The following is a 25,857-nucleotide window of genomic DNA, read 5'->3' as shown; positions in this document are numbered from 1 at the left end:
GGTCCACATGACGTTTATGTTATTTTTGAAATTCAATTATACCACGGTTTGAGCCCAATGCCGAAACTCCCGTTGCAGGCATAACAAAAACCTGATCCGGCAGCTTAGAAAGCTGCGAACCAGGTCTGCTGGACGAAATATAATGATTATAACTGTCCTTTTGCAACTAAACATCGCGTCGTTCGCTCCGTATAATGTCAGCCTCGCTTGACCCCGCCGATGACGCCATAACGATACAACACACGGCGACCAAACCAATTGAACAAACGATCCGTGAGAAAACCCATAAATCCCAAGGAGATTAGTCCAACAAAAATCCAGTCCGTTCGGAAAAACAGCCGTGAATTCCAGATCAGATAACCCACGCCTTCATTCGAGGCAATCATCTCTGCGCCGATAATAGCCATATAGGAAGTTCCCATCGCCAATCGAACACCTGTGAAAATGTACGGGGTCGTAGCAGGGACAACAACATGCAATAAAATCTGCCACTCATTCGCACCCATACTGCGGGCTGAACGAATCTTATCCTCTTCAATGGACAAGACGCCCGTCAGTGTATTCAGTACAACGATGAAGAATGTCGCATACATGATCAGTGCAATCTTGGACTGTTCCCCGATGCCGAACCAGACCAGGAATAATGTAATGAAAGCAATCGGCGGTATAAATCGAATAAAATTAAGAAAGGGTTCGGCAAACAGACGAATGATGTGAACCTTGCCGATGAGAAGTCCTACCGGAATGGCAATGACACTTCCCAGTACCCATCCGGCCAGTACACGCGAGAAGCTGATCCCGATATAATGCATTAGCGTGCCATCAGCAATTAATTCGCGAGCCCCCTGCACAGTATCCCATGGACCAGGAATCACGTCCGGCCCATAGAGCAATGCACCAAGCTGCCATATCAGAATGACTGTAACCCATAGCAGTGGTACAGACACCCATTTTTTCTCCAACCATTTCATGATCCGGATCACCTCGGTTATTCTTCAAAATGACTTTGAATCTGATCGTATAGGGAATTAAATTCAGCCGAAGCAATATTTCTCGGATAAGACTGAACGTTATGATAAATATCCGTTATATTCGATGAAGGCCCCACCGACATGATTCCGATCCGTTCACCGAGCAATAAAGCCTCCTGGATGTCATGAGTAACAAATATAATCGTCTTATTCGTTTCCCTCCAGATATTCACCAGCTCCTTCTGCATGACTCTTCGAGTCATGGCATCCAGCGCACCGAAAGGTTCATCCATGAGAAGAATCGCCGAATCATTAGCCAGCACTCGTGCCAGTTGGACCCGCTGCTTCATGCCTCCAGACAGTTCCTTCGGATACTTCCCTTCATGTCCTCCCAAACCCACGAGCTGAATGTAACGGTCCGAAATCGTACGGCGTTCAGATTTGGGCACCTTGGACATTCGAAGCCCGAATTCAACGTTTTCCCTTACGGTAAGCCATGGGAAAAGCGAGGAATCCGCCTGTTGGAACACCATTGCACGATCCCTTCCAGGTCTGTCGATCTCTTTGTTATTCACTTTAAGCTGCCCGCCCGACTTGGAGATAAAACCCGCGATCATGTTAAGTAACGTTGATTTTCCGCAGCCGCTGGGACCGAGCAGAACAAAAAATTCGCCACCCCTGATCACCAGATCAACATCCTTGATAATGTAATGCACTTCTCCATTTGCGGGAGCGTTGTAGGTTTTTCGAAGCTGTTCAATATGAATCGTGTGACGATCTGCGGGTAAGGACATAGAGACACCTCCAGTACGTTTTGGGTTATTCGGTATATGTTACTTTATCCGGCAATGCCTGTTTCAGAGGTTCGAGGTTTAACTTGCCTTTGAGATCAAAATCCTGCTCAATGATTCCGTTATCCACCATGTATTGCTTCTGTCCCGCCAAACTTTCATACGCTTCCCGGGTAAATCCAACGACCCACGGATTGATCGGAAGATCCTTCAAGGTTGCTTCCTTGGGTTGTTTTGTCTCCTTATACATCAGATCCGCTACCTCATCAGGATGAGCCTGGGCATATGTTGAAGCTTCATCGAGGGCTACAAGAAAACCCTTTATCGTGTCCGGATTAGCCTCGATGAACTCATTACTTGCGACCAGCCCCATGCCAAGCCTCACTGGAGTCTGGGACATATCTGTCAGCTGATGCACGCCTTCAAGCTTATCGAACTTGTCGGTTAATGCAGAGCCGATAACCCAGGCGGCATCCAGTTCTCCTTGCTTCAATGCGATATAGGATTCATCGAAGGCTCCTTGCCCAATCTGCTTGACATCCCCAAGCGTAAGCCCCTGAGCCTTCAAATACTCATCCCACAGATACGGAATAAATGTGCCTCGAATAAAGCTTACACTCTTGCCCTTCAGGTCTGCACCCGTCCGGATCTCATCCCTGGCATACAACTTCCATGCCGCTGCTGCTTCATCCGTTGTCTGACCCGCAGAAGCGATGATCGAATAATCTCCTTTGGCCAGAGCGTTCAACACCGGGAAGTCAGCACCGTAGGCAATATCCACCTGCTTGATAAACAGCGCATTCACGCCTTCTGCCGGAGAACCAAACGTGACAATCTCTGCATCAATGCCTTGGCTTTCAAAGAACCCTTTGGCAAAGGCTACCCTGAACGTCGGGTTTGTGCTCGTATCCGCTATGCGGATCTTTACCTTGGCGGCACCACTTGCGGAGCTACCTTTCACTTCGGACTTTGCTCCGTTTGAAGAACATCCGTAGATTATAATTGTTAAGGAGAGGAGCAGCATGAATGCTCCCTTTAAAATGGTTGTTTTTTTCACAACATACACCCCGTTCAATCCATGTATTATCGGCTACTGTTAACTGCCTTGTTTTCCTTCATCTGATGTTGCCACGCAAGCTGCACCCTCAACAAAAGGCAGTGTTGTCTCTACATTAACTACCGAATCAGAGCCTTTGGCTGCTGCTCCCGGCACTCTGTAGACCGATACATCAATGGCTTCGATCGCCACCTCTTCCGGCTTCTCCAGTTGAGGAACCCATTGATATGGAACCCGATACGAACGGTAAACCATATTGGTATTACGCCCGTCTTTGTATGGAGAAATATACTCCCACACCAGCTCGTGCTCTGCTGTAACTTCAAACAATCTGCCATTGGAGCCTTCAGTGATCAACGTATTACCGTTAGGCAAGCGCTGGGCTGAGCTAATATACGGGCTGTAAAATTTATACGAATCGGTTGGAACGGAAAAGCCTGCTTCGGCAGAGGTATACTGCCACACAATCTCCAGTGTCAACGGGTCGATCTCAAGCACGCGCGAATGATCACGAACCGCATGTTTCAAGCCATATGGAGAAGCCGGATTCGGAAGACCGTAACCTGCCCATCCTCCATTATCAAACACGAGAAGATTGCCCTCACCCGGCAGTCCTTGAGGAATGATATGCGCATGATGCTGTCCGATAATGGTGCCGATATGCCTCGCTTCAGGAGAGGAATAATCCGGCCCGAGTTTCCAAACAATTTTGCCGCTCTGTCTGTCCGTAATGGCAATAATATTGGCTTCTCTGGCATCCCATATGATGTTATCCGGGTTAAAGCGCTCGTCTCCCGCTTCATAGAATCGGTTGGGGCCAACATAGGAAGCTGAGTTAATATGCAGCCAATCACCTACACCCCCACCAAGGTGACCAAATGAACGCGTATTCGGGTCACGGTACAATACATTGCGTGCTGCCTCGTCAAAGCCCAGTTCTTCAAAATGCTCGTTCGGAAGCCATTCCCACAACACATTGCCTTCCCAATCCACTTCAATAATGGCATCATCAAGCAAAGGTTTATCCGAGATTTGCGGATTGCTTACATTTTTGTGCGCCAGGATCAAAGTCTTGCCACCCTGTGTTTTTGGAGCCAGACCAGGAGCATAATACCCTACCGGATTGCCCTCACGCTGATAATCATGGTGCTGACGGGCGTACCACAATGGCTCGTATCCCGGATCTTCAATATGTTCGTAGCTATTGTATTTCCACACGATGTTGCCATCCCAGTCCACCTGAACCAGGTCCACATTATCCTGAATACCGAATTTCGGGTCTCTTCTGCCCGTGCTTCCCAGCACATAACCTCCGGGGAAAATCTTGGCAGGAAATCCGAGCAGTCCTTTCCAGAGGTGAACTTCCTTACCGTTCATATCAATTAATACAACGCCTTCTTCTCCTGCCTGATACACGGTGTAGCCACCCCAGGCTTTTTCCGGATTATACAGCGTTGCTCCCGTTGGATAAATTGTTGAGTGTCCCATCGTTCTCATCTCTCCCTTGGATTGTCAAATTCATTCACGATCGTTCAAGCATTAATAACTGCGATACAAGCATTTAATAACTTAGATAATTGTTCTTTCCGGAATTCCCCTTTCGCTTCTGTTCAAGGTCGTTGTCCACGGACGGCTCTCTCTTATCTCTCATATTGCTCTCGGCAAGCTCCAGCAGTGTATCCGAGAACCCCTCCAGATTCGCAATCACCCGCTCATACAATTGGCTTTGCTGCTCCAGTTCCGCAGTGGTAAATCCCTCAAACAGAAGCGTGATACATCGGGCACCGATATTGCTATTGCGGGTATACATCTCCCTACCTTTGGCGGTTATATCAAGCAGGACGGTACGGCGATCGTCTTCCTTGCGTCTGCGGATCGTTAATCCCTTTTTCTCAAGCTTGTCAGTCAGTGCAGTAATGGCGCCGGAAGTGAAGTCCAATTGATCGGCCAGGTCCCCGAGCCGCTGTTCTCCTTCACGAATGATTTTGTGCAAAATAAGCATACCCGGCAGACTAATGCCTTCCACCGTTATCCGATCCCGCTCCTTGACGAATCGTCTGACCATTTTGCGAAAGAGCCAATCCGTCTTCTCCAACGCATCCCAATCTGCCTCGTTCATTCCATATCCTCCTATTCAACCGAAACGTTAGCAAGTACGCAAAAAGGCTCCCGAAGACATTCCATATGGAGTAGTCCCGGGAGCCTTTGGTGGTCCAATCAGCTCGCATCCGTATTCAAATTTATTTCACTGTTCATTTAATTAGCGTTAAAATAATTGAGTTCATCATATAACCAACTAACCCAACCTGTCAAGTAAGAATTAAAAGTTATTTATTCTTTTTTTGCCTGTCAGGAATTATTTATGCCATTTTAAGTTTCACTTCAGCTTCGCCGGTTAAACTAATCTCAGATCAAACAACAAGATTAAGCTACGATTCCCTTCGTACTTAAATACAGAAGCGAGGATGACAAGAATGAATATAAAACGTGTAATGTTTGTGGGTACGATGATTGTAACCATGTCTTTTGCAGGAACCGCCTGGAGCAAATCAGCCATTTCGCCGATTCCCTTAACGGAGTGGTCCATCGTAAGTTTAAATTCCAAAGATGATAACAAGGATGAGCTGCTGAGTGCACTTAACCTCTCCTCTGAGGAAGATCTGTATCAGGATCTGTACGCAGGCAAATCACTTAAAACCATTACGGACGAGAATAACGGAGATTTCAGTGAGGTCGTGGCTCTGCAGGTCAATCAACTGAGGCAGCAGCTGAATGATCGTCTGGCAAAGGGAAGCATCACTCAAGAGCAATATGAGGCACAGCATGCGGAACTCGAACAAATTGTTCTTGAAAGCGCCCGTACCTCTTATGAATGGGCTTAAACTTTAATGTGTAGAGATGCGTGTTCACTTATTTTCTATAATCACGTCAAAAAGGAGCGGTTTCCCGCCCCTGAATGCATGACTGTACCATTATAATTCATACGGAATTTACAGGATTATTTCGCTGCTGCAATAGTACATTTCCCGACGGATTGACCATCCCAGGCGAGCTCAAGCACATCTCCCTCTACGGCTGGTCCCACACCCTCCGGTGTTCCGGTGAAGATAATATCGCCTGCGCCAAGACCATAATGATATCCTACATAATCAACAATGTGTTGAAGGTCAAAAATCATGTTGCGAATGTTGCCTCGTTGCACTTCAACGCCATTTTTGGTCAGCGTAAAGTCCTTTTCTAGCAATGCTTCCTTGCCTGAAAAGGACTGAAAACCACTTACAGGCGCGGAATTTTTGAATCCTTTGGCCGCAGTCCATGGATGGCCCTTTTTCTTGATTACGGTCTGTACATCACGCAGTGTAAAATCAATCCCGAAGGCATAGGCATCCACCAGCTCATCTACACGCACTCCCGGCTCATAATTCCGACCAATTCGGATAACCAACTCAGCCTCATAATGAACCTCTCCCTTGGAAGCTGGCAGCTCCAGCGCTTCCCCATTCAGAGGCACAACAGCATGGGAAGGTTTCATAAAAATCATCGGTTCATCCGGAATCTCATTGCCAAGCTCCTCGGCATGAAGTTTATAATTGCGTCCTACACAGTATACATTACAGATATTCGTTAACATGAGTTGTAACCACCTTTGCTGGATTCATTGCTTCGATTATCATCCTGGAATATAGATCTTTATGGTCTGAAGAAACGGCTGCTTGCTTCCTCAAAGGCCTCTTCCCACACATCCGGCCGATTGGTACAGATCATCACATCAGGATCAATGGCAGCAAGCTTTTTCATCGAAGCCTTGTCATCCACCGTCCATGCCATCACTTGAATGCCCGCCCCATGCATTTGTTTCATTAATGCTTTATCTACATTGGTGTAGCCGATTGATAGAAAAGTACAATGCATCTGCTGCAACGCAGCAAGCAAATCACCCGGTTTGGCATCAATAATCAGTCCCGTTTGCAATTCCGGGGCAAGTTTCTTCACTTCAACCAGCGCTGCCGGTTCAAAGGAAGTAATAACCACATCATGCTGCATATGTCTTTTTCTAATTTCGTAAATGACCGCTGCGGGCAAGCCCGGATACATATCCCCTTGCGTCTTCAATTCGATGTTTAATCTAACCTTGCCGCAACAGCGATCCAAAACCTCACGAAGTGAAGGAATACGCTCGCCTTTGTAATTATTGCCCTTCCACGATCCTGCATCCAGCAGTTTCAGAGCAGCCCAGTCCGTGTCCTTGACTCGCCCCTTGCCGTTGGTGGTTCGCTCCAGCGTAAAGTCATGAATGACAACTGGCACACCATCTCGCGACAACTGCACATCCAGCTCTATCCATTGAACTTCCGGTCTTTCCATTGCCATATTAAATGCTGCCATCGTGTTCTCGGGTGCAAGTGATGAGAATCCACGATGGGCTACACACAGATTATTCATAGTTTATCTCTCCTCAGCAGCAGGCTGGTTTAGTTAAGCGTAGCAACTCCATTGGTGTTAATGCGAATCCCTGGCGACATTTTTTCCATCTGCTCCAGCAGGAGCCGGTTTGCATCATCAAGCATCGGCACAGCCTGCCCCAGAGCCGCTTCATACGGGATCACTTTCATACTGCATTTCGCCTCCCGGCTGCAGCTAGCCTGAAACACAGCTGTCTTCCAGGTTTCTTCCGTAGTAGATCTTGTGAAAATAAAATTGCCTGTACTGTATGCAATCCATTTCCCTTTATAGTTTTCGAGACCTTGTAAAACATGAGGATGACCACCAACAATCAGATCGGCTCCGGCATCCACAAACTCATGGGCCAGTTTTGTTTGATCTGCATTCGGGGTACTGACACGCTCTTCTCCCCAATGGGCTACAACGATGACCAGATCCGCCTTCTTCCGGGCCGTCCGAATCGCTTCAACCGCTCTTGTGGAATCATACGCTTCCGCCACCCCTGCCCGATTTCCGTCTGCCTTCCAGCTTGCTACAGGAACAACCCGGCTGAAACCAAGCAAGGCAATCTTCATGCCTTTACGTTCAAAATAAGCAGGCTCGTAAGCCTCTGCGCCATTCATGCCTGCACCGGCATGAGCAATGCCATACTGCTCAAGATATGCCAGCGTATCCACCAAACCTTCCACACCCTGATCCAGAATGTGATTGTTTGCCAGATTAACCGCATCAAATCCGGCTGCCGCCATAGCTTGCAGAGCCTTTGGGGAAGATTTGTATACAAACGATTTGTCTTCTGCGCTCGTACCTCCGTGAGTTACCGGTGTCTCCAGATTACCAATGGTTAAATCGTCATCCTTGAACATGCTGCCAAGCTTGGCGAAAGGATAGCTATAACCGTTCTTCTCCAGCAGCTCCGCAACTTTACCGGAAAATTGAATATCGCCAACAAAATGAATGGTAACATCATTTTTCGGGTCAGGAGCCTTGGTGCTTCCACTGTTTTCAACTTTGCCAGAATTGCCTTGATCCGAATCAGAAGTCTTTGTGCCTGTGTCTTTTTTCCCACCGTTATTCTCTGTCGGATCACTTGCTCCAGATGATGCAGGATCATCTGAACTGTCCGTCCCTGCATCTGGCTTCCCATCTACAGGATCAGCCTCCTCATCCGGTGTTTCAGCCGGATCGGCATCAGGCTCATTGACTGCACCGCCGCCCTGATTGTCCGTTGCTGAAGACGGCTCCTGCTCCTGCTGTGCTGCCTCTTGAGGAACCGGCTGCCCTGACTGCTGTTCACGTGTGTTGAGGATATAATACACACCGACCAGACCAATCGCTGCAACAAGCATGAGATTGACAACTCTGATCTTGACATTACGTGCACGTCTTGCTTTCTTCTTTACTGAGCTTCGCTGCGATCTTGGGGGATACATAAGCCACTCCTCTTCTTTACAAACAATCCATATGCATACCATTATAACAAGCATATTCTGGATATGCATCTTTCCTTTTTAATGTTTCTCAATACATCTAAAACGGTTTCACTTCAAGCACATTTATACAAAAAAGCCATCTCTGCTGTAGATACTGCTACATTAGAGACGGCAAATTGAATACGGGTATTAAAGTAAATGGGTATGCCTTTAATTCGCAGCAAGCTGTGTCACTGCCTGCATAGACATCTCTTTGGCTTGACGGACACAGTCTGGCAAACCTACCCCTTCATAACCAGCACCCGCAATATAAACGCCCGGAACTTTAGTTCCAAGCTCTTTGCGAAGATCGGCAAGATGCTGGAGATGACCGACAGGATACTGCGGCATCGCTCTGCGCATTCTTGTAATCTCGGAGAAGATTGGACTCGCATCAATGCCCATCGTTTCCCTTAAGTCTTTCATGACAAGTTCCGTGAGCGCCTCATCAGGAAGCTCGACATTCTGCTCATCCCCCGAACGGCCAACATAACAGCGAAGCAGCACTTTATCCTCCGGACTGGTGTGAAGCCATTTGGTGGATGTCCATGTGCAGGCCGTAATGTTGCGCCCCTCCTTGCGGGGCACAAGAAATCCGGATCCGTCAAACACATGTTGAATCTCTTTTTTCTCAAAAGCGAGAACAACATTCGCGACCGAAACATAATTGATGGCATCCAGTGCCGAGGTATCTACATGAGGTTTAAGCAGAGATGATGCAACATAAGTTGGAACGGTAATAACAACATCATCCGCATCCAGCCATTCGCCATTGTGCAGCTCAACACGATATCTTGCGTCTTGCTGTTCCGATCTCTGCAAAGATATAGCAGCAGTATTCAAACGCTGGTCCACATCATCCAGTTCATGCACCAGAGCATGCACCAGACTTTGCAGCCCCTGGCGGAAGTTCAGAAAGGCACTTCGCTTCGTGCCAGTATGTGTCTCGGTCGGTTTACGCCCCGTCATCATACCTCGAATCAGGCTGCCATAATCCCGCTCTACCTCTCCAAACTGCGGAAAGGTAGCTTGCAGGCTCAGCTTACGCATATCTCCTGCGTAAATGCCTGCCAGTAGCGGCTCGGTCAGGTTCTCGAGCACTTCCGCTCCCAGTCTGCGCTCAATCATATAACCAAGTGATTCATCCTCTGTCGTACGCTTGGGTGGAATAATAAAGTCCATCAGCGCCCGCAGCTTGCCCGCGGGAGAGACAAGTCCACTTCTCAGAAAAGGTCTCAGCTCTGTCGGAATCCCGAGAACCAGTCCTGCCGGCATCGGATGAAGCTTGCCACGCTGCATGATATATGTTTTTTTCGACTCCGGATTTTGACTGACCAGTTCATGATCCATCTCCAGTTCCTTCGCCAGATCAATCATGGCTGTTTTACGAGCCAGGAAGGAGTCAGGCCCTTTCTCAATCACGAATCCGTCCCGATGCAGCGTTTCAATGATGCCGCCCATGAATGAACTTTTCTCAAGCAGGGTAATCGCTGGCTCAACACCTGCCGCCCGGTAATGCTTGCGAATATAAAATGCCGCGCTGAGACCCGTAAGGCCTCCGCCGACAATAACGACGCGTCGTTTCTTGTCTTCCATCAGTTATCAGACCCTTGCTGCCATTGGCTTATAATAGAGTCGCTTAATGTTTCCATGTACAGAGGATCACTATTAAGCGAGTCGATGCGCATCAGGCGCATATCCATTTCCTTTGCAATCGCTTTGGCTTCGATGTCGAGATCGTACAGCACTTCCAGGTGATCGGATACAAAGCCAATCGGCGCCACAAGCACATCCTCCACCTGCTCACGGGAAAGCTCCTGCAGTGTGTCCAGTATGTCAGGACCCAGCCATGGCTCGGCGGTGCGCCCTGCACTTTGCCAAGTAAACTGCCAGTTGGAAATGCCCACGCGGGAAGCAATCGCTTCGGAGGTTTCCAGCAGTTGATCCGGATATGGATCACCCATATCTACAATTCGCGCAGGCAGACTGTGTGCGCTGAACAGCACCTTCACGTCCCCGCGCTTGGCTCCTGCTTCCTCAAAAGCATCCAGCTTTGCGCTTACACGTGTAGCAAGTGCCTGAATAAGCTTCGGGTGCAAATGATAGCTTTCAATAAAGGACATGCGAATGCCATGCTCTTCCGCTTTTTCCCGTGCACGCTTGATATAGCTGCCTACGCTCATCGTAGAGAAGTGCGGAGCCAGCACGATGCCAATTGCAGTCTCAATGCCGTCCTTGGCCATCTGCTCCACGCCGTCCTCAATAAAAGGATACGCATGCTTGAGACCCTGATAACAACGAAACTCGGTGCCGTTCCGGCGCTCGTCCTGCTGTAACGTCTCCTGCAGTGTTTTCACCTGATTGTCCGTATTCTCACGGAGCGGGAACACACCGCCAACAATCGCTTCGTAGCGATCTGTCAATTCCTTTAATTGTTCCGGCTCAGGCGGCCGCCCTCTGCGGATATGCGTGTAATATGCTTCAATACTTTCCATATTTTCAGGTGTGCCATACGACATCACCAATACACCTACGGTCTTAGTCATTGCTTGCCGTCACTCCCATCTTCAAGGCTTCTGCTGAATATTCGTGAATATAAGCGGTTAGTTCTTTTAATTTATCTAGAGAAGCTTCAGGGAACAGCCCATGTCCGAGATTGAAAATGTATCCTGGCTCCTTGACTCCTTCATCAATAATGGCTTTGGCCTGTTCTTTGATGACCTCCATTGGCGCCGTAAGGATATACGGATCAAGATTGCCCTGTACTGCAAATTTGCCCCCCAGTCGTCTGCGACCTTCCGAGACGGAAACTCTCCAGTCCAGCCCGATCACATTAGCCTGCAGCTCCTGCAGGGTTGGCAGCAATTCGCCAGAGGCTACACCAGGAAAATAAATTTTCGGTACATTCAAATCGGATAATTCGGTAAAAATACGGGTAATCGTAGGCAGTACATACGTTTTGAAATCTTTGGGAGAGAGTGCTCCTACCCAGCTGTCAAACAACTGAAATGCCTTACCGCCATTCGCGATATGGGCACGGATATATGTAATGACCATATCACCAAGCTTCTGCATCAGTTTATGCCACACTTCCGGCTCGCTGTACATCATCGTTTTGGTCCGGATATACCCTTTGGAAGGCTGGCCTTCAATCAGATAACTTGCAATCGTAAACGGAGCACCCGCAAACGTGATCAGCGGAACGTCGAGCTGCTTGTCCAGAATACGAATCGTTTCCAGAATGTGTGACAGATCACCCTCCACATCAATAGGACGCAGGCGGTCTACGTCTGCTGCGGAACGAATGGGATTATCAATCACCGGTCCAATATTTTTGACAATATCAAAATCTATACCGAGTGAAGCAACCGGATTCATAATATCGGAATACAAAATAGCCGCATCCACGCCCAGTTTCCGTACGGGCATGAGCGTAACTTCAGCCGCCAGCTCAGGCTGCTGGCATATTTCAAGCAAGGAGTACTTTTCTTTGATTTTGCGATATTCAGGATCGTAACGCCCAGCCTGACGCATGTACCAAACCGGCACACGATCTACCTGCTGTTTGAAACTTGCCCGAATCAAACGATCATTATAGCTCATATTAAGAAGCCTCCAATAGTTTTTGGACTCATAATTACCATTATGCCCTTTTTAAACAGCCGTAACAACCATTTGGGGATGTGTTCCAAGTGACAATACTATGACATTCGTTACACCCTATTTCATACTTTGGTTTAGCCTGCTTTCGATGTATTCAATAACCCATCTTTAATATGCCAATTGTGATATAATAAAAAAATGGCTTTTTTGAAAGTTACAGAAAACACTTGTATGGAGTGTGCAAAAAATCTTCGCATCGAGAGTTGCAGAAAATTTGAAAGGAAGTGAAAGCACATTGAAAACATGGAAGGTTAACCTCATTGTGCTTTGGTTCGGGCAGTTTCTGGTTAATGCAGGCATGACCATGATCACACCGTTTCTCTCGCTATTTCTCGCCAGAGATCTAGGCGTCGTAGGAGAGCATGAAATTGGCATCTGGGCCGGATTTATTTTTGCAGCCAATTTCCTTACCTCTTTTATATTCCAACCACTCTGGGGCAAGCTGTCTGATAAATACGGACGCAAAATTATGCTGCTTCGTTCCGGATTTGGCATGGCCATCGTTATTGCACTGATGGGCTTTGTGCAGAATCCCTGGCAACTCCTCTTATTACGGCTGCTGAACGGCACCATTTCCGGTTTCAATCCGGCAGCGGTAGCTCTGATCTCGGGTACAACGCCGAAGGATCGCATGGGCTTCGCCATGGGCATCAGTCAATCCGGGCAGGTGGCAGGCACCATCCTGGGACCTCTTATTGGCGGACTGCTGGCGGATGCAGTCGGATTTCGTCCTATTTTTTATATCACAGGCGGACTTATCTTCACGGCTTCCTTGCTGGCCATGTTCCTGGTGCGGGAGAAATTCGACCGTCAAAAAGCGGCAAAGCTTCCGGATCAATCCGTTTTATCCGGTCTGAAAGAGCTTAGCAAATCACCCCAGCTGCCAGCGCTGTTCGCTGTGACGTTCCTGCTGCAATTTGCAATGATCAGTCCGATGTCACTATTGCCTTTATACGTGCAAAAACTGCACGGCACCGCAGTAGACGTAGCCTTCTGGGCTGGAATGGTCGGTGCAGTCACAGGGTTGTCCAATATGGCAATGTCACCTGTACTCGGAAAGCTAAGTGACCGAATAGGTCCACACAGGGTGCTTACCTTCTCCTTGATCGGTACTGGTCTTATGCTGATCCCGCAGGCTTTTGTTCAAACCGTGTGGCAGCTCATTCTGGTTCGTTTCGTCATGGGTGTATTTATGGGCGGTTTGCTTCCAAGTGTAAATGCGCTGATTCGGGGATATACGCCTGACAGCATGATCAGCCGGGCATTCAGCTTTAATACCAGCACTCTGGCGCTTGGCAACATGCTGGGCGCTATCATTGGCGGTTTTCTGGCCGGCTTTATCGGCATTGAGGGACTGTTTGTCGTTTCCGGCTCACTGTTGCTGCTTAATATGGTTTGGGTCCGGTTCAAGCTGTACAAAAGGCCAGTGCGCATTGAACCGTGAAGATAACAGGGGTTAAGCAGGAATAGGACGAAATGCTGACATCACTCACCTTCAGGGAGTGACATACAGGTTATAACATGAACAAAAAGCCGCTTCATCCCCTTTAGGGTCTGAGAGCGGCTTTCTTTCTGTGTGCAGAGCAGATACACGACGCTACTCTGCTTGTCGTTCGTGAAATTGAATAGGATATTCCTTCACACCAAAGACAAAGGCACTCTGGATCGGCTCCAGCTCCGCTTCAGGAGCCAGCTTTATGTGCTCCACCCTTTGAAGAAGGGTATGCAGCACAACTCTCGCTTCCAAACGTGCCAAAGGTGCACCAAGGCAGAAATGAATGCCAAACCCGAAGCCCAGATGTCTGTTCGGCTTGCGATCCGATACGAATTCATCAGCACGTTCAAACTGCGCAGGATCACGATTTGCCGCCCCTACCCAGGAAATAACCTGATCTCCCGCATGAATGGTTTGTCCGTTTAATTCCACTGTTTCCCTTGCTACACGTCCTATCGCTACAATTGGCGGATAATACCGCAATGTTTCTTCTACAGCACTCGCCACCCGATCCGGATGCTCACGCAACTCGTTCTGCAATTCAGGTTGTTCAGAGAGGATACGCACCGCGTTGGCAATCAGATTGGTTGTGGTTTCATTCCCTGCGACCAGCAGGAGAATGCAGAAATTGACAACCTCCTCCACCGTCAGCTTCTGCCCTTCAATCTCTGCAGCAAGCAGCAAGGAAACGAGGTCATCCTTCGGCTCTAAACGACGCTGTTCCAAAATTTCAGTGAAATAGGCATATAACTCCTGGATATTCTGTCGCTTTTCATCCGTTAACTCTTGAAACGCCTGCTCGCTGTCATCGCGCGCACCCTTCACGAGCACATCGGACCAAACCTTGAATTCCCGGCGATCCGAAGCCGGAACACCGATCAGTTCAGCAATGACGATGACGGGCAGCGGCGCTGCGAGATCATCAATCAGATTCATTTTCTCACCCGAAAGATGCGGGGCCAGCAATTCATCCGTAATCTCCTGAATTCGCGGCGCCAGCGCTTCAATGGCCTTGGGCGTAAACGCCTGATTAACCAAATCACGAAGCTGCTTATGCTTGGGCGGGTCTGTGGTCAGCAAACTGGAACCCGCACGGTTACGTTCGGAAGAAAACAGCTTTGGATTTTTTAGTACATAATGCACATCTTCATAACGAAACACATCCCAGCATTCACGATGCTCATCATAACGGACTGGAGTGTTCTCACGAAGTTCTGCATACACCTGGAAGGGGGATAACTGCCGTTCCTTGCTGTGCAAATCCCGAATCGGGATATAATTGGCATATTTTCGGGGCGCTTGTTTCATCGTGTTTTCCTCCAATCAATAATATATATATTTATTTACATATAAATTCATATTCATTATACACATAACTGGATGTTAATTCCAATAAAACACAGTAAATAAGCCTTACGGCCCATCCCTTGCTCCAAAATCCTCTGAAATTGTCGAACACAATTGATGTCATATTTATTTACATTTTATTTATAATCCCTATATTAAACTCGCTACTATTTTCTTTAAACAAAGACTAATCCGTTGAATAAATTGGTCATTTTCTTTAATAAACAGCAATAATACTCTCTTAAACTTTGAATGTAACCGTTATCTCTATTATAATCAATACTTGTCATATTAACTGACACGAAATAAAATAATCTCAATCTTTATACATAAAAAAAGAGAATACCTCACACACATTTCACTTGAAGGAGCGTGTCAGCATGAAAAAATCATCTTACCTTCGTCCTTGGGCCGTTTGGAGTACCGCCGCACTAACAGCCCTCACCCTATCCCTCTCCCCTGTGGGAACGTATGCCGCCCAGGCTGCTACCGTAGAAGTGAAAGGCACGACAGGCGCCGTTCAGCCTGCACCAACTACCCCAGCACGAAACACAACCATCCCGGCTGTGCCGGAATCCTCCAAGCAGTCTTCTCTTCCTAATGTGCTTGTTATTGGTACAGGAGGGACGATTGCAGGACAATCCGAAGACGCCACCAGCTTCCAAAATTACAAGGCAGGCACACTGCTCATTGCGGACATGGTCAAAGATTTGCCGGACAAGCAAAAAATTGCAGACGTCAGCACATTGCAGTTCGGCAACTCCGGTTCAGGCTCCTACTCGATGGCTGACCTCTACGACTTGTCTCAAACGGTAGATAAGGCACTGTCTCAATATGACAGCGTTGTTGTAACGACTGGTACAGATACGATGGAGGAGATTGCCTACTTCCTGGATATGACGGTTCAAAGTGACAAGCCCGTTGTCATTACAGGCTCCATGCGCCCATGGACGGTTATCGGCTCGGATGCCCAAGCCAACCTGTACAATGCCATCAAACTTGCAGGCAGCGGCCGGACCACATCCTTTGGCACCGTGCTGATGCTTAATGATACGATTCAGCTTGCGCGCGGCGTAACCAAGACAAATGACTACCGCACAGATACCTTTGAAACACCAATGCTAGGCGCTGTCGGTTACATTGATGAGGAAAACATTCGAATCTATCGTGCTCCTGCACGTGCCATGAAACCGGAGGGCACAGCGAAGCCTGTATTCGATCTTAGCAAAATTACCAAAGCCGATCTTGCCAAGGTAGAGATTGCAATCTCTTATCAGGAAGCAGGCGGGGGAGCCATTGAAGGCTTTGTCAAAAGCGGAGTGAAGGGCATTGTCACCTCCGGAACAGGCGCAGGCGGCATCTCCAGAGCCATGGGACAAGCCCGGACCAAGGCAATTGAAGAAGGGGTTATTTTCGTAACGACAACCCGGACAGGCTCCGGCAGCGTCTATGGCGGCGGTAAAGGCATTATTGCCGGGGATAACCTCAGCCCGCAGCAAGCAAGAATCCTTTTGATGCTCGGACTCTCCTTCAGTGATGATTTTGATACTATTAAAAAATGGTTTGAGACCTACGGCACACCACAGGTGTAAGCCAGCTAAACCATCGTTATGAATACGCAAAAAGCCGAAGCAGATTTCCATCCTGTCTCGGCTTTTTGTTTTTTGCTTTTTTTACTTTTTTACGCATGTTACCTGGTCACTTTCCCTATTGGGTTAAGATAGCTTTTATCCTGCACGCTCAACCTTTTTTCCCGAATTGGATACGAATTATCTAGCTGTCAACGAGCAATTGCCAGATGACACCAGTGCGGATATCGAGCTTTTTTCGTCTGTACGCAGATTAAAGGTAGATTACTTCGAAACCATTACGGGAACGAGAGTTGTGTCAGACGCTTTCAAAAGGCTGTTAGAACCATTCAAAACCAACGTGCAGTTTATTCCAGCCGTTGTCCGCTACCATGACGCCCGCCCGGTTGAACAGACATACTGGCTTGCACATCTGGAGTGTCTAGGCCTCATCCTCTTTTCGTGGTCAACATGAGTTAGTTTCCAAGGCACTTCAAGAGTTAACGCAGTTTTAAACATACCCATCCTTGGATTGTCTTCAATGTTTAATGAGCTCCACATTGTGTAAATCCCACCCTATCTTTATCCCTATAGGTTAGTATTCTCTTTCTCTATTTTTCTATGAAACAGACATCAGTCGCGCAATCAATTTAGCGAGGAAGCAAATTTTTCTTATCATTCAACGAACAATCTTGCATTTTCTTCAAATTCTGCTTATTAACATTATTTAAATTACATATATAACTAAAAAAGGTGGACCTCTTTATATATCAGAGCTTTTAGCGTCATCTCAATACAAAAATTCTTATTCAAGTTAATTATTTTCTTATTATAACTAAAAATACAATATTTACATAAATATTTTCAATTAAATATAAAAAAGATAATAAAGGTTCAAAAAATAAAAATTAGAAAGGTTGGATAATAATGATTTTTCAACAAATTTGGGACGCAGACATGAACGAGAATGGCATATTTCCGTTAATCGATGGACTAAGTGACAACAAAAAAAACGCTGCCCAAGGCTATGTAATTGTGGATATGAATCCAATGCCGAATGAAGCTACGACGCAAGGAAGCGAGAAGGATGAGATTTCTGTATTTAAAGAATTTCTTATCCCACAGTCCAAGCAAAAATCCTACGATTTATTTGTAAAACTTCACGATAACTATGATTGGAAAAGAAATGGCAAGGAGAACAATACTTTAGAGGAACAGGAAGAAGTTAGTACGTTCTTGCAGTTTGCGATTGAAACAAAGCCGATGAAGCTAGCACGTGAATATGCAGAGTCTAATGGACATCTCGCTACAGGCAGCTCTGATGAAGAATGGATAGAGATGCTTAAAGCACTCTGGTTCAAATTAATTTTAGGTAAAAGCACTTCGTATTTTGAACATGTATTTCTGGGCGAGCAAGGAGGTCAACGAAAAAAATTGGGTGGACACCATTTCTGGTATCACTATCTGATTAATGACGGTCCATACGTACAATTAAAAAAGGAAGACTCTATCGTGTTTATTAGACATGTCATGGTTAATAAAATTGAAGCGAGTCAATTAGCAGAAGTTATAACAATACAATACTCGTTAGAGGAAAAGGATCAAAACGGAAATAAAACGAAGCTTAACAAAAAAGTCGGAGGCTTCTTCGTAGGCACAAGCGCGGAAGGTTTAATGGCTCTCGGCACAGTGGCTTTTCTAGATGGAAGACAAGACATTCCTACAGAATTGAATGGAGAGAAACTGGATATTACGGTGTTCCGGACGCAAGATGGGGAGAAACACGCTAGAACATTCTTTCCTAAAATTAAAGAAGCTGTTACCACTGGAAGCAGATAATTGTTTCTTCGTATGGAGTTAAGTATTAATAAAAAGAATTAAATAAGTTTAAAGTAACAAATATATCAAGGGACCGACAGTATCAATGTCGGTCCCTTATCGTTTGGAGTCCCCCTGTAAAAAAAGGAGATTTATGACACAATAATCGTTGTTCAGGTTTGTAGGATATATCAAAGGATTTTTTGTAAACTATTCTAAGTAAATTAACCCAAAATTCACTTCACCCAAGCGAGTGCCAAGCCATCGTAGTCAGGCAGCATAGTCGTGACGAGACGTGGATCACTCGCCATCTGTTCGTTGAAGCGGCGAACAGCAAGCACGGCTGGACCCTGCTTGTCCGGATTGAGCGTGCGCCCGCGCAGGAAGCAGTTGTCACCTACGATAACTGCGCCTGGACGCGCAAGCCGAATCGCGTAATCCAGATACACCGGATAATTTTCTTTATCTGCATCAATAAAGAAAAAATCGAAGGTGCGTCCCTCCTGTGCCAATTGCTCCAGACTGTCTGCTGCAGGCCCGATCCGGTACTCCACTTTATCACCAAAACCTCCCTCCTCCAGATGTCCGCGAGCCATCGCTGCGTACTCTTCTTTCAGTTCGAGAGAGGTCAGGGTTCCTCCATCACTTAATCCACGAGCCAGACAGATGCCGCTGTACCCGCCCAGCACACCGATTTCGAGCACCGCTTCAGCCTTCGAGGTTTTGGCCAGAAAGGTTAACAGACGACCGTAAGCCGCCGCAACTGAAACCTCGGGCATGCCATTCGCCCGAATAGCTTCTTTTACTTTTAACAAAAGCTCATCCTCTTGAAATAATTGATTTACATATTCGTCAGGGGTCAGATTCACCACGAAGTTCCTCCTTGGATACTTGGACAGCTTTCCATATCAATACCCTGGTACTGTTGTTTATATAAATACCTTGGTACTGCTTTTCATATGGTTGCCAATGTTTTATAATGAATGTTTGTTATCCAACACAGAATAATGAACACGGCATCACCTGCATTGAAATTGATGCGGCGCAGACCGCATTACTCATTGTAAGTTTTTTCACGGAAAGCGGCAAGGCCGCACCGTTACTATATCGCTGCCAGAGGGTAAGCCTGCTGCGGCGCGAAATGGAGTTGAATGAATCACATGGCTCGATTGCAACTGATTGCAACCTCTGCGATGGGACTTGAGGCCGTTGTTGCCCGAGAATTGAAGCAGCTGGGGTATGACGATGTCAAGGTCGATAACGGCCGAGTATTTTTCACAGGAGATTACATTGATATTTGCCGCTGTAACCTGTGGCTGCGAAGCTCGGACCGCGTATTAGTCAACATGGGTGAATTCCCTGCAACCACCTTCGATGAATTGTTTGAGGGTACCAAAGCACTGCCTTGGGAAGAATGGATTCCCGCGAACGGTGAGTTCCCGGTGGAAGGACGCTCTCAGAAGTCCCAGCTGAGCAGTGTACCTGCATCTCAAGGTATCGTCAAAAAAGCGATTGTCGAGAAGCTCAAGCTGACACATCACACGGAATGGTTTCCTGAAAATGGTGCACGTTATGTCGTCGAGGTCATTCTGCTGAATGATCGCGCGCTCATCACGCTGGACACGACAGGGCCGGGACTTCACAAACGCGGATACCGCAAACTCGTTACAGAAGCTCCGCTGAAAGAAACGCTCGCAGCAGCATTGATTCAGCTCAGCCGCTGGAATGTGTCCCGCCCGTTCTACGATCCATGCTGCGGTTCAGGTACTATGTTGATTGAAGCAGCTATGATTGGGTGGAACATCGCACCAGGTCTTCGCCGCACCTTCAATTCAGAGAACTGGGACATCATTCCTGCGGAGCTGTGGGAACAAGCACGGGAAGAAGCATTTGATGCCGTTCGTGACGACGTTCCACTTCAGATCGCTGGCAGTGACATTGATCCTGAAGCTATTGAGATTGCGCAGGCCGCAATCAAAAGCGCAGGCTTTGCCAAAGATATTGAAGTCAGCGTACTGCCTGCACACCGGGCCAGACCTCAGGGAGAGTATGGCGTTATTATTACCAACCCGCCTTATGGCGAACGTTTGAGTGAAGAAAAGGAAGTACAGAAGCTGCTCCGTTCCCTCGGACGTACTTATCTGGAAATGCCGACATGGTCATTTTTTGCAATCACTTCCACCAAAGCATTTGAAGAATACTTCGGACACAAAGCGGACAAGCGCCGCAAGCTGTTTAACGGACGGATCGAAACCCAATATTATCAATACCTGGGTCCATTGCCTCCGCGCAACAAAACAACCCAAGCCTAGAACAAACTATATGTCGAAACGCTCAGGCCTTTGTCGGCCCGGGCGTTTTTTGCTTTGTTCGTGAAAAGGCGGCGGTTATGACAAGCCTAGTTGAAATGCCAGGCGGTCACGCTATAATATATGAAGTCCTGTTTTACACTGCGTTAACAAAACAAGCGAACATGTTTCTCTTTTATTTTCATTTACATCCGGCATTATTCTATTTACTTATTCTACCTACTCATCCTATAAACTTGCTCAATCTACTTATCATATCTTATCCACTTATCCTATCTACTCAAGGGGGAAATAACATGGTTGTTACTCGGCCGATGCGCAGCTCCGGAACGCGCGGGCTTCTGCGTCATCCATTGACGTTATATGTCATCTTCACCATACTCATTCTGCTTAAACTGATGCTGCTGCATCATAATCTGCATGCCTACAACATTACGATGGGGCTACTTGATAAAGTCATTGCGATCGGATCCATTATGCTCCTGTCATTCTGGGTCTGGTGGCTGCCGCGTAGAGGCATGATTGCAGCCCTTGCTGTCCTTCATCTGCTTCTCACCGCTCTAATCTATGCCGATATGGTCTATTATCGCTACTTTCAGGATTTCCTTACGGTCCCGGTGTTGTTACAGGCCCGGCAGGTGGACTCCCTTGGCGAGAGTATCGCAACGTTGATCTATGCGCGTGATGTTTGGTTTTTTGCCGACCTTCTGCTAGTCATTCCATTTGCAGTCATCATGCTGTTCAGCAAACGCGTTCGTTCTGGTCAAAACTCAGGAATGTACACGAGCAGCTATAACGGAGGATATAGAGACAACTCTTCTGCAACATATGCATCCTCTGCTTCTCGCAAGAAACGTCTTCACCGCCGCCTGCTCGCAGGCAGCATAACACTTGTATTGGGACTGAGCCTTGGCGCAGGACCCATCTATTATTCCGGCAAAACCTGGGCCAAAGGCCTGTTTGATAACAACTGGTGGAATGTATCCATGTACAATGTGACCGGACTGCTCGCGTTTCATGGCTACGATGTATATTCTTATGTCAAGGACAACATTGGTTCCGGCACTGAAGCTGATCCAGCCGATGTTGAACAGGTGCAGGCTTATTTTGCAGATCGACAGAAGTCAAATGCATCACAGCACAGTCAGGCCTTGTTTGGAAAATATAAAGACAGCAATGTCATTATTGTGCAGGGCGAAGCCTTTATGAATTTCATGATCGGCCAAAGCATTGGCGGTCAGGAGATTACTCCGCATTTTAATGAATTGATGAAAGAAAGCCAATATTACAGTCACTTCTATCATCAGACCGGACAGGGCAGAACATCGGATGCTGACTTTGGTGCCAACATCTCGCTGCATCCTCTTTCGGCAGGATCTGCGTTTGTTCGTTATCCGGATCATACGTATGACTCGCTGCCTTCTATTTTGAAGGATCAGGGGTACAGCACCAATGCATTTCACGCCTATGAGAGCAGCTTCTGGAACCGATATACGATGTATCAAAATATGAAGTACGACAAGTTCTACAGTAAAAATGATTTTGTTGAAGACGACCCGCTTGGCTGGTCTTTATCGGACGTATCCTTTTTCCGTCAATCTGTAGAGAAAATGAGCAGTGAGGTCCAGGAGCCCTTTTACTCGTTCCTCATCACACTAAGCAGTCATCACCCTTACTCTCTTCCCAAGGATAAGCAGCAGCTTGATGTGGGTGAATTCCAGGGCACTATGTTTGGGGATTATCTGCAGTCCGTTCATTACGTAGATGCGGCGCTAGGCGGTATGGTAGAGGACTTGAAGAATCGCGGATTATGGGAGAAAACGATCTTCATGTTCTACGGTGACCACGACAACTCCATCAAAGACAAACCTTTATACGAACAATTTCTCGGACGCCAGCTGAATGATCTGGATATGGCCCAGATTATGAACGAAGTACCCCTGCTGGTACATTTACCGGACGGAGCGGAAGCAGGCACGTTCGAACAACCCGCCGGACAGCTGGATATTACACCGTCAGTGCTGCATTTGCTTGGAATATCCGATGAATCCTATTACCATATGGGGAACAACGTGTACGATGGCTCAGAACGCATGGTCGTACTGCGTAACGGCTCGTTCACGGATGGCAAGGTATTCTACATTCCCTCAGATGATTACATCTACACAAGCGGGGCCTGTTATGATCTGTCTACACACGAAACTACGGATATCAACGCCTGCAAAGCTGGTTTCGATCAGGCCTCGAAGCGTCTGCATGTTTCCGACACTCTGATTACCTATGACCTGATTCAACAATTTCGCGAGGAAAACCATTAATACGCAACAAAAAGGAGAGTATATCACTACATGACATCCAATACCCATTCACATGATATAGAACAGAAACTGTTTGATGCCGCCGCCGAATTTGTTCAGCAGCGTTATCCCCAGGGATGGGGTGGAGCGGGTGCTGTATACACAGATGCCGGTTCATTGCTTATTAGCGTGGCACCGGAAGTCATCAATGATGCTGTACATCTATGTATGGAAACCGGAGCTTACCTGGAGGCTCACAAATTAAATGAGCGCGTTACTCACTCCCTCTGCATTGCACGTGATGATGAGCATTCCGCATTCAAGGTACTCACACCTTGCGGCATCTGTCAGGAGCGCCTCTTTTACTGGGGGGAGGAAGTTAAAGCGGCAGTATACGACCCCGACGGACAGCTTATTTTCAAAACACTAAATGAACTCCAGCCTGATCATTGGTCCAAGGCTTATCACAATAAACACGATTAACTTGCGAATTGTTGAAAGCCACTTTATAATTGTAACTATAATTGTTTCATTTTTGAACATAATGGAGGTTATAAATATAATGAATATTGAAGTATGGTCCGATTTTATGTGCCCTTTCTGTTATATTGGCAAACGCCGTCTGGAAAATGTGCTGGAGCAATTCCCTCACCGGGACAAAGTGAAGCTGCAGTTCAAAAGCTTTGAGCTTGATCCCAATGCGGAAGTGAACAGCGGTAAAACAAACACAGAGTACCTTTCTTCCAAGTACAACATTACCGAGGAGCAGGCTCGGGGAATGAACGCACAGATGAATGCCAACGCCCGTACTGCTGGTCTGGAATACAACATTGATGCCATGATTCCTACGAACTCCTTTGCGGCTCATCGCTTGACTCATTGGGCGGACACGCAAGGCAAAGCACTTGAACTGAGTGAACGCTTGTTCAAGGCCATATTTATTGAAGGAAAACACGCAGGGGACCATAAGGTATTAGCTGATCTGGCTCAGGAAGTGGGACTGGATCGCGATGCCGCAGCTGCCGTCTTGTCCAGTGACGAGTTCACTGAAAATGTTCGTGCTGATCAAGCAGAAGGTGCACAGCTCGGCATTCAAGGTGTCCCGTTTTTCGTACTGGATCGCAAATTTGCCGTTTCCGGCGCACAGCCCGATGAAGTGTTCCTGAATGCGCTGCAGAAAGCATGGGATGAGCACTCCCCATTCACGATCGTTGAATCTGCAGATGCCACTACAGATGGCGGTGTATGCACAGACGAGGGCTGCGAAATCCCGCCAAACAAACCATCTAATTAAGTTGAACTAAAAATTTTATACAATCCACTCCGATGACAGAACAACCTTCCAATCGCTGTTATCCCCAGATTTTTTTGGATTCCCTTTTCCAAAGGGAAAATCCGGTGATAAAGGCGACCGCTCCGCTTTTTCAGGTTTTTTCTGTCCTCTCCGTTCACGTGTAAATAAATCGTTCAACTTATATAACTAAAAAAGCAGCAGGATCATGAGATATATCTTCATGACCCTACTGCTTTTTCTTATATTATTAATTTGCTGTGTAGCTGTCCTTAATATTTGCTATCAAGCGCCCCAAGCAGAACAAAACAGAAAGCGAAGCCCTCCGTTTTGTTCCTGCTCCCTACCTTCAGAAGCTCAATTTCCAACCCTCAATAAACTTCAATCAAGGAAATTTGAATACAACAGCGATCGAAAGAACAATTCGTGACCGGGGCCTCCACCAACGTCCATCCATATTAGATAATTAACTTCGCCCCTTAATCCCAGAATAACTGATCCGGGTGCGGTCCTGTACGCTTGTCTGCATCCAGCGCATCAATCTGTCTCAGCTCATCCGGCGTCAGCTCAAAATCAAAAATATCTGCATTCTCCCGTATCCGTTCAGGCGTTACCGATTTGGGAATGGTCACAATCCGATTCTGAATGTCCCAGCGTAAAATGATTTGAGCTGGTGTTTTGCCATACTTCTGGGCCAGACCCTTGAGTGTCGAATCCTGATTCAGCTTGCCTTTCATAATCGGGCTCCAAGCCTCCAGCTGTATCCCCTGTTCTCCGCAGAAATCCTGTAATTCCTGCTGAATCAGGCCCGGATGCAATTCCACCTGATTCACTGCAGGCACCGTACCGCCCTCATCTATCAGATCGCGCAGATGGTGCACCTGAAAATTACTTACACCAATAGCACGCACACTTCCTTCACTATATAAACGTTCAAATGCTCTCCACGTCTCTTTGTACTGATCCCGCCCAGGCCAGTGAATCAGATACAAGTCAATGACATTCAGGCCAAGCGCCTTCTGGCTGGCTTCAAAAGCTCGTAGCGTGGAATCGAAGCCCTGGTCATCATTCCATAGCTTTGTCGTTACAAAGAGCTCGTTACGGGCAACGCCACTGCTCGCGATAGCTTGTCCCACTTCCTCTTCATTCCCATAGACCGACGCGGTATCAATGCTCCGATAGCCAACCTCCAGCGCAGTCTCTACCGCCTGCTGAACTTCCTTCCCCTTTGCCTTATACGTCCCTATTCCAAGCCATGGCATCGTCACTCCGTTGTTCAGAATTGTACAATCCGTGATATGTTTTGTCATCCTGTACCTCCCGTATTGATTTTTG

At 47.1% G+C, this 25,857-nt stretch carries 23 protein-coding genes; 9 read left to right on the top strand and 14 right to left on the bottom strand.

Going from position 1 to position 25,857, the window contains the following annotated elements; all coding sequences use genetic code 11:
• Positions 1 to 197: 197 nt before the first annotated feature.
• From ACQSGY_RS15325 to ACQSGY_RS15305, 5 genes are all read right to left on the bottom strand, one after another.
• A complete protein-coding gene (locus ACQSGY_RS15325) occupies positions 198 to 971 on the bottom strand; it encodes an ABC transporter permease (RefSeq protein WP_216513258.1) in 774 nt (257 codons plus the stop codon).
• Between the two features lie 17 nt (positions 972 to 988).
• Complete coding sequence (locus tag ACQSGY_RS15320) at positions 989 to 1,765, bottom strand: ABC transporter ATP-binding protein (RefSeq protein ID WP_427052521.1); 777 nt, start codon at positions 1,763 to 1,765, stop codon at positions 989 to 991.
• A gap of 25 nt (positions 1,766 to 1,790) precedes the next feature.
• Positions 1,791 to 2,723, bottom strand: coding sequence for an ABC transporter substrate-binding protein (locus ACQSGY_RS15315; RefSeq protein WP_427052520.1), 933 nt, complete (start codon positions 2,721 to 2,723; stop codon positions 1,791 to 1,793).
• 135 nt (positions 2,724 to 2,858) lie between these two features.
• Entirely contained in the window at positions 2,859 to 4,307 is a 1,449-nt protein-coding gene (locus ACQSGY_RS15310; RefSeq protein ID WP_427052518.1) for an aryl-sulfate sulfotransferase, read from the bottom strand.
• Between the two features lie 73 nt (positions 4,308 to 4,380).
• Positions 4,381 to 4,938, bottom strand: coding sequence for a MarR family winged helix-turn-helix transcriptional regulator (locus ACQSGY_RS15305; protein WP_427052517.1), 558 nt, complete (start codon positions 4,936 to 4,938; stop codon positions 4,381 to 4,383).
• Positions 4,939 to 5,293: 355 nt separating this feature from the next.
• On the opposite strand from ACQSGY_RS15305, the gene ACQSGY_RS15300 reads away from it, so the two are divergent.
• Complete coding sequence (locus ACQSGY_RS15300; protein ID WP_145402902.1) at positions 5,294 to 5,701, top strand: SHOCT domain-containing protein; 408 nt, start codon at positions 5,294 to 5,296, stop codon at positions 5,699 to 5,701.
• Positions 5,702 to 5,817: 116 nt separating this feature from the next.
• On the opposite strand, the gene ACQSGY_RS15295 is transcribed toward ACQSGY_RS15300, so the two are convergent.
• From ACQSGY_RS15295 to hemE, 6 genes are all read right to left on the bottom strand, one after another.
• Positions 5,818 to 6,450, bottom strand: a complete 633-nt coding sequence (locus ACQSGY_RS15295; RefSeq protein WP_427052516.1) for a fumarylacetoacetate hydrolase family protein — start codon at positions 6,448 to 6,450, stop codon at positions 5,818 to 5,820.
• A 59-nt stretch (positions 6,451 to 6,509) separates the two neighbouring features.
• Entirely contained in the window at positions 6,510 to 7,262 is a 753-nt protein-coding gene (locus ACQSGY_RS15290) for a glycerophosphodiester phosphodiesterase (protein ID WP_427052515.1), read from the bottom strand.
• Between the two features lie 29 nt (positions 7,263 to 7,291).
• Positions 7,292 to 8,695, bottom strand: a complete 1,404-nt coding sequence (locus tag ACQSGY_RS15285) for a CapA family protein (RefSeq protein ID WP_427052514.1) — start codon at positions 8,693 to 8,695, stop codon at positions 7,292 to 7,294.
• Positions 8,696 to 8,905: 210 nt separating this feature from the next.
• Positions 8,906 to 10,330, bottom strand: coding sequence for a protoporphyrinogen oxidase (gene hemY, locus ACQSGY_RS15280; RefSeq protein WP_427052513.1), 1,425 nt, complete (start codon positions 10,328 to 10,330; stop codon positions 8,906 to 8,908).
• Positions 10,330 to 11,280 (bottom strand): ferrochelatase, encoded by a 951-nt coding sequence (gene hemH / locus ACQSGY_RS15275; protein ID WP_145402907.1) that lies wholly within the window; start codon positions 11,278 to 11,280, stop codon positions 10,330 to 10,332. Before hemH ends, hemY begins: the two co-directional genes overlap by 1 nt.
• Positions 11,273 to 12,337, bottom strand: coding sequence for a uroporphyrinogen decarboxylase (hemE, locus tag ACQSGY_RS15270; RefSeq protein ID WP_427052512.1), 1,065 nt, complete (start codon positions 12,335 to 12,337; stop codon positions 11,273 to 11,275). Before hemE ends, hemH begins: the two co-directional genes overlap by 8 nt.
• Positions 12,338 to 12,632: 295 nt before the next feature.
• On the opposite strand from hemE, the gene ACQSGY_RS15265 reads away from it, so the two are divergent.
• A complete protein-coding gene (locus tag ACQSGY_RS15265) occupies positions 12,633 to 13,841 on the top strand; it encodes an MFS transporter (protein WP_427052510.1) in 1,209 nt (402 codons plus the stop codon).
• 153 nt (positions 13,842 to 13,994) lie between these two features.
• Here the strand turns inward: ACQSGY_RS15265 and ACQSGY_RS15260 are convergent, their stop codons facing one another.
• Complete coding sequence (locus ACQSGY_RS15260) at positions 13,995 to 15,200, bottom strand: cytochrome P450 (RefSeq protein ID WP_427052509.1); 1,206 nt, start codon at positions 15,198 to 15,200, stop codon at positions 13,995 to 13,997.
• A gap of 419 nt (positions 15,201 to 15,619) precedes the next feature.
• On the opposite strand from ACQSGY_RS15260, the gene ACQSGY_RS15255 reads away from it, so the two are divergent.
• From ACQSGY_RS15255 to ACQSGY_RS15245, 3 genes are all read left to right on the top strand, one after another.
• Positions 15,620 to 16,831 carry an asparaginase gene (locus tag ACQSGY_RS15255; RefSeq protein WP_216513246.1) on the top strand — a complete coding sequence of 404 codons (1,212 nt, stop codon included), beginning with the start codon at positions 15,620 to 15,622 and terminating at the stop codon, positions 16,829 to 16,831.
• Positions 16,832 to 16,997: 166 nt separating this feature from the next.
• On the top strand, positions 16,998 to 17,282 hold the full coding sequence (locus tag ACQSGY_RS15250) for an imm11 family protein (protein WP_427052508.1): 285 nt from the start codon (positions 16,998 to 17,000) through the stop codon (positions 17,280 to 17,282).
• Between the two features lie 452 nt (positions 17,283 to 17,734).
• Complete coding sequence (locus tag ACQSGY_RS15245; RefSeq protein WP_427052507.1) at positions 17,735 to 18,646, top strand: hypothetical protein; 912 nt, start codon at positions 17,735 to 17,737, stop codon at positions 18,644 to 18,646.
• A 215-nt stretch (positions 18,647 to 18,861) separates the two neighbouring features.
• Here ACQSGY_RS15245 and ACQSGY_RS15240 read toward each other — a convergent pair whose 3' ends face one another.
• Complete coding sequence (locus tag ACQSGY_RS15240) at positions 18,862 to 19,494, bottom strand: O-methyltransferase (RefSeq protein ID WP_216513242.1); 633 nt, start codon at positions 19,492 to 19,494, stop codon at positions 18,862 to 18,864.
• Positions 19,495 to 19,785: 291 nt separating this feature from the next.
• On the opposite strand from ACQSGY_RS15240, the gene ACQSGY_RS15235 reads away from it, so the two are divergent.
• The 4 genes from ACQSGY_RS15235 to ACQSGY_RS15220 all read left to right on the top strand — a co-directional run bounded on the left by ACQSGY_RS15235 (position 19,786) and on the right by ACQSGY_RS15220 (position 24,525).
• Positions 19,786 to 20,937 carry a THUMP domain-containing class I SAM-dependent RNA methyltransferase gene (locus ACQSGY_RS15235; protein ID WP_188593297.1) on the top strand — a complete coding sequence of 384 codons (1,152 nt, stop codon included), beginning with the start codon at positions 19,786 to 19,788 and terminating at the stop codon, positions 20,935 to 20,937.
• Positions 20,938 to 21,230: 293 nt separating this feature from the next.
• The gene (locus ACQSGY_RS15230; protein ID WP_427052506.1) at positions 21,231 to 23,252 is read left to right on the top strand and encodes an LTA synthase family protein; all 2,022 of its coding nucleotides are present in this window, start codon (positions 21,231 to 21,233) and stop codon (positions 23,250 to 23,252) included.
• Positions 23,253 to 23,282: 30 nt separating this feature from the next.
• A complete protein-coding gene (locus tag ACQSGY_RS15225) occupies positions 23,283 to 23,714 on the top strand; it encodes a cytidine deaminase (protein WP_427052505.1) in 432 nt (143 codons plus the stop codon).
• Positions 23,715 to 23,793: 79 nt separating this feature from the next.
• Complete coding sequence (locus ACQSGY_RS15220; RefSeq protein ID WP_427052504.1) at positions 23,794 to 24,525, top strand: DsbA family oxidoreductase; 732 nt, start codon at positions 23,794 to 23,796, stop codon at positions 24,523 to 24,525.
• A 476-nt stretch (positions 24,526 to 25,001) separates the two neighbouring features.
• On the opposite strand, the gene ACQSGY_RS15215 is transcribed toward ACQSGY_RS15220, so the two are convergent.
• Positions 25,002 to 25,832, bottom strand: coding sequence for an aldo/keto reductase (locus tag ACQSGY_RS15215; protein WP_427052503.1), 831 nt, complete (start codon positions 25,830 to 25,832; stop codon positions 25,002 to 25,004).
• Positions 25,833 to 25,857: the final 25 nt, after the last annotated feature.

The sequence above is a fragment of the Paenibacillus sp. TC-CSREp1 genome, assembly GCF_050171015.1.
Lineage (GTDB): Bacteria > Bacillota > Bacilli > Paenibacillales > Paenibacillaceae > Paenibacillus > Paenibacillus silvae.
The sequence above is the reverse complement of the archived record's forward strand: the minus strand, read 5'-3'. Positions and strand labels throughout refer to the sequence as shown.